Source organism: Cryobacterium sp. 10I1 (assembly GCF_035019805.1).
Taxonomy (GTDB): domain Bacteria; phylum Actinomycetota; class Actinomycetes; order Actinomycetales; family Microbacteriaceae; genus Cryobacterium; species Cryobacterium glucosi.
Genome location: NZ_JASJVF010000266.1, coordinates 1 through 4,175, shown reverse-complemented (window position 1 = coordinate 4,175; position 4,175 = coordinate 1). Strand labels below are relative to the sequence as shown.

At 68.6% G+C, this 4,175-nt stretch carries 5 protein-coding genes; 3 read left to right on the top strand and 2 right to left on the bottom strand.

Annotated elements, in window-relative coordinates:
• Positions 1–1,467 (bottom strand): TIGR02677 family protein (locus QN345_RS16160; protein ID WP_323508870.1); only part of this gene is annotated, 1,467 nt, incomplete at its 3' end.
• Positions 1,468–1,659: 192 nt separating this feature from the next.
• Here QN345_RS16160 and QN345_RS16155 point away from each other — a divergent pair.
• Together QN345_RS16155 and QN345_RS16150 are read left to right on the top strand one after the other, a co-directional pair.
• On the top strand, positions 1,660–2,247 hold the full coding sequence (locus QN345_RS16155) for a hypothetical protein (protein ID WP_322135328.1): 588 nt from the start codon (positions 1,660–1,662) through the stop codon (positions 2,245–2,247).
• Positions 2,244–2,891, top strand: coding sequence for an RES domain-containing protein (locus tag QN345_RS16150; protein ID WP_281535589.1), 648 nt, complete (start codon positions 2,244–2,246; stop codon positions 2,889–2,891). Before QN345_RS16155 ends, QN345_RS16150 begins: the two co-directional genes overlap by 4 nt.
• A 105-nt stretch (positions 2,892–2,996) precedes the next feature.
• Here QN345_RS16150 and QN345_RS16145 read toward each other — a convergent pair whose 3' ends face one another.
• Positions 2,997–3,557 (bottom strand): CGNR zinc finger domain-containing protein, encoded by a 561-nt coding sequence (locus QN345_RS16145; protein ID WP_322135327.1) that lies wholly within the window; start codon positions 3,555–3,557, stop codon positions 2,997–2,999.
• Positions 3,558–3,680: 123 nt separating this feature from the next.
• On the opposite strand from QN345_RS16145, the gene QN345_RS16140 reads away from it, so the two are divergent.
• A partial coding sequence (locus tag QN345_RS16140; protein ID WP_323508869.1) for an EamA family transporter occupies positions 3,681–4,175 on the top strand: 495 nt, incomplete at its 3' end.

Genomic DNA, 4,175 nt, shown 5'->3' with positions numbered 1-4,175 from the left:
AGCTCTAGTTGCTTGCCGCGTAGCACTACCTTGCCCATCTTCCTTAATCTTCCGAGGTCCCGGCTGACGCTTTCGCGCCGCGGCGATCTGCTCGGCTTGTTCGCGCACCTGCAGCGCGATCAGCGCCCGGGACGCCGAGCGGTCGATGACCTGGTTCGGCCGACCCTTGCGCTCGTAACTGCCCGTCCGGCGCAATTGCGGAGAGATTTCGATCGCGGGGGCATCCGCCCAGGGCGCTCCGACGAGCGCGGCGTTGTCGCTCCAGTGCGCCCAGGTCGCGGAGTCGACCGTGAGGTGCCGGGCCGAGTAGAGGCCGAAGGCGGCCCGGGCGAGCCGGTGACGGTCGTCGTCGTCGGGCGCCTCCTGGAACCACTGGGCGAGGCGCAGGTAGTCGGTGGACCGGTCGGAGCGGCCCGAGCGCCTCGCGTTGACGGCGCGCACGGCGTCGAGCAGGGCCGGGATCGCGGCGAGCGCGGCCATCCGCAGCAGTTTCGCCTGGCTGTCCCTGCCGTGGCTCGAGAGGAACCAAGACCGCAGCCCTTCCCAGCGGTTCGCCCAGACAGCGTAGTGACGCGCCGACTCGGCGAGGGCATCGGGCCCGACGGGATGCTCGGCATCTCCGGGATCGGGGACCTGCACGAGGGCGTCGCTTGCCTCTCGTTCGGCGAGCGCGCGGAGGGCGCGGTCGACCGCCGCGCTGTCGGCGCGGGCGAGCAGGGTCGCGATCTGCGGGCCGCGAACGGTGAGGTCCTGGATGAAGCGTTCGAGATAGTCGACGAGTCGCGACTTGTAGGCGACGAAGGCCGCCTCGTCGGTGTCGGTGAGGTCGATCGTGCGCTGGAGCGAGGCCATGAACGCGCTCGCGTTGTCGGCGAGTTCGGTGAAGCGCAGGGTGAGCGCGGCGAGGGTCTGGTGCAGCTTGCCGAGGTCCGGGGTTTCGGCGCCGATCAGCGTCACGAATTCGTGCAGGGTGACCGCGATGTCCTCGAGGGCAACGCTCTGCAGGGCGCCGCGGCGGCCGAGGGTCTCTTCGAACCGTTCGAGGGCGCGTTCGGCGGCCTCGCCCGCCTGGCTCAGCTGGAACAGATGGCGCTTGCGGTAGAAGTCCTCGACCTGCACGACGCGGCCGGTGTCGGGCGACGCGAGGAGGTTGCCCCAGCCGACGAGTGAGTCGAGGGCCGCGGTGACGGCCTCGATCGACAGGTCTTCTGGCACAGGGACGGTCGCACTGGTCGCACCCGCGGCCGGATTGGCGGCTGCGCCCGGGGTCGGTTCCGCGGCATCCACTGCAGCATCGCGACGCAGCTGGCCGAGCACGTCGTCGGGGCGCAGATGCACCTGGAACCGCTCCTTGGCCGTCACGAAGGTGCCGAGCACGCGGCGGTAGATCTCGCTGTTCTGCGCGTTGAGGTGGCTGAACACGCTGAACGACTCGGAAAACTGGACCTCGGCAGAAACGATGCTCACCTCCCCTGGACTCGACACGGTTCAGAACGACTCGACACGCCGCGCGGTGCGCACGACGGACCCCCATTCATCATGCAGCATTCCACCGACTTCAACAGTCGCGCCGCCGCCCCGGGCGAGACAAGTCGGCGATTTCACCTCACGAGAGTCGGTTGACAGAGATGACACCGAAGCTAGGCTTGGTTGACAGAGATGACAGCCGACGACTCACCGGGAGGGCTCACGATGACACCCGACGCCGAAGCGCAGACACCCCCCGGGGAGCGCCACTCCCGCACGCTGATGCTCACCGACTACCAGGCCGAGCTTCTGACCGAGATTGCGAAACGTCTTCCCGACCGTCTCGAAGCATCCGTCGCCGGTAACGCTCGCACCGTGGCGGAACGCATGGTCGCCACGATCCCCGGGACAAGCATCTGGCAGGAGAAGATCGGTCCCTTCTATGAGGCCTCGGCGATCGCTAAGTGGAAGGGCGTCAGCCGCCAGCACGTCCACAAGCTGAGGAACCAGGGCGTGCTGCTCGCAGTACAGACGGCGGATGCGAAGTCGCTCCTGTTCCCGGCATGGCAGTTCGGCCCCGGCGGTGAACCCCTTCCCCACCTGAGGCCAGTGATCGACGCATTGCTCCCCGCCGCACGTGACGAATGGTCGCAGGCGCTCTGGCTCAACGTGAAGACACCCCGATTCGGCGGTCGCTCTGCGGCGGACCTGTTGAAGTCGAACGAGCTGGGACCGGTTCTCGACGCCGCGCGAAACGATGCCGCTCGGCTTGCGCCGTGAGCCGGGAGGCGACTTTTCAGGCCAATCCCCTTCCGGGCCGCGACTTCACCGGCTTCCCGGCAGTACATACTCGGGGAGCCGAACGGAAATACCGCTCCCACCCGATCGGGCGTGGAGCCTGGTTCTTCGCGTCGGCGCCCGGCGGCCCGGGCGGGGGTCGCTTCGATCTGGCCCCACCACTCGGCACCTGTTATCTCGCCGACACCGTGGCCGTTGCTGTCCGCGAGCGTTTGGGACCCAGCTACGCTGCATCCGGCATGGTGCCCCGCTGGGCCGCCGAGGAATTCCAGGTCACTGAGCTCGACCTCAGCGCGGGCAAGAAGTGTGCCGACGTGGCCGCGGCGGACGCCGCCACGTTCGGTGTCACCCGTGAGTTGAGCACGATGGACAGCTACGGCGTTCCGCAACAGTGGGCGGCCCTGTTCGAGTCGCTCGGCTTCGACGGCATACGGTACCCCGCACGATTCAGCACCGGCTACTCGCCTGATGCCTGGGCCGTGTTCGGAGCTGCCGGGCCACGATCGTGGCCAACTTATGCAGTCGTCGACGGGGTCGCCGCCTCTGAATCGAGCGGCTTCTCCGTCTACTCGCCGCCCGCATCCGCCGCAGGTTTGAGCGTGAGCCTTCCGCCCGGCGTGACCTAGAGTGCCGCGGCGCACCGTCGGAGATTCTCGCGACACGCCGCGTATCCGGGCAGCGGATGCCGCGAGTCGCGAAAATCTCCGACATAACGTTCCGCGAGACCCGGTTCAGTCCTGCGGGTCCGCGCCCTTCCGCTTTCGGAACGCGATCATGTTCATCCGGCTGCCGCAGCGCGCACTGCAGAAACGCTTGGACCCGTTACGCGAGAGGTCGAGGATCAGGCCGGCGCAGTCATCCGCTTCGCAGATGCGCAGCCGCCGCATCTCGTCCATCCGGATCACGTCCATCAGGGCGAGCGAAGCCTCCACGCGCAGGCGTTCGCCGAGCGGCGCATCGGGCGTGGTCGCGTGCAGGTGCCAGTCGGATGCGTCGTGCCGGGCGAGGTACGGCAGGGCCCTGGCCTCGGCGAGCATGGCATTGACCTGGAGCGCCGCGGTGTCGCGGTCGCGGGTCCAGACGAGCCGCACCTCGTCACGGGCGCGCAGCACGTCGAGCCGCTCGCCCTCGTCGCCGTCGATACGGCCGGAGAAGGGATACCCGGCGAGGAAGTCCGCGAGCTGTTCGAGGGTGGCGAGCTCATCCGTGCCGCTGCGGGAGGCCGCGGGATCGGTGTTGCCGAGGTCAACCGCGAACTCGAGCGACTCCACGGTGTCATGGGCAAACTGCATGTTGACTCCTAACCCGACCATCGCCTAACGTTATGGTCATACCGAATAGTAGACCGTAACGCTGCGCGCGCAGCAGAGCGCGCGACAGAAGCCGGAAGCAGAGCCGGCAGCAGAAGGAGCCCCATGAAGATCTCGTCGCCCTCCGCGGGTCTCGTCGTGGCGGTCATCGGCTCGCTCTCCTTCGGCACCTCCGGCGCGTTCATCAAGCCCTTGCTCGAGGCCGGCTGGTCCCCGGGCGCCGCCGTCACCGCACGCGTGCTCGTCGGCGGGCTCGTGCTGCTGCCACTCGCCCTGGTCTCCCTGCGCGGATCCTGGCCCGCCCTGTGGCGGGCACGGTGGCGCGTGCTCGCGATGGCCCTCGCCGGCGTCTCGGCCACCCAGTTCTTCTACTTCGCCGCGATCCAGACCATTCCGGTCGCCACGGCCGCGCTCATCGAACTCCTCGCGCCGCTGCTCCTGGTCGGCGTCGTGTGGGTGATGACCCGGCGCATCCCGCACGCCCTGGTTCTGGTCGGGTCGCTGTTCGCCGTCGGCGGGCTTGTGCTCGTGGTCGGCCCCGGCGCGATTCGCGCGGTCGACCCGCTCGGCCTCGCCTTCGCCGCCTGTGCCATGGTCGGC

Coding starts and splice junctions, on each gene's coding strand:
- QN345_RS16155 (WP_322135328.1), top strand. CDS start 1,660: ATGACAGCCGACGACTCACCGGGAGGGCTCACGATGACACCCGACGCC.
- QN345_RS16145 (WP_322135327.1), bottom strand. CDS start 3,557: ATGCAGTTTGCCCATGACACCGTGGAGTCGCTCGAGTTCGCGGTTGAC.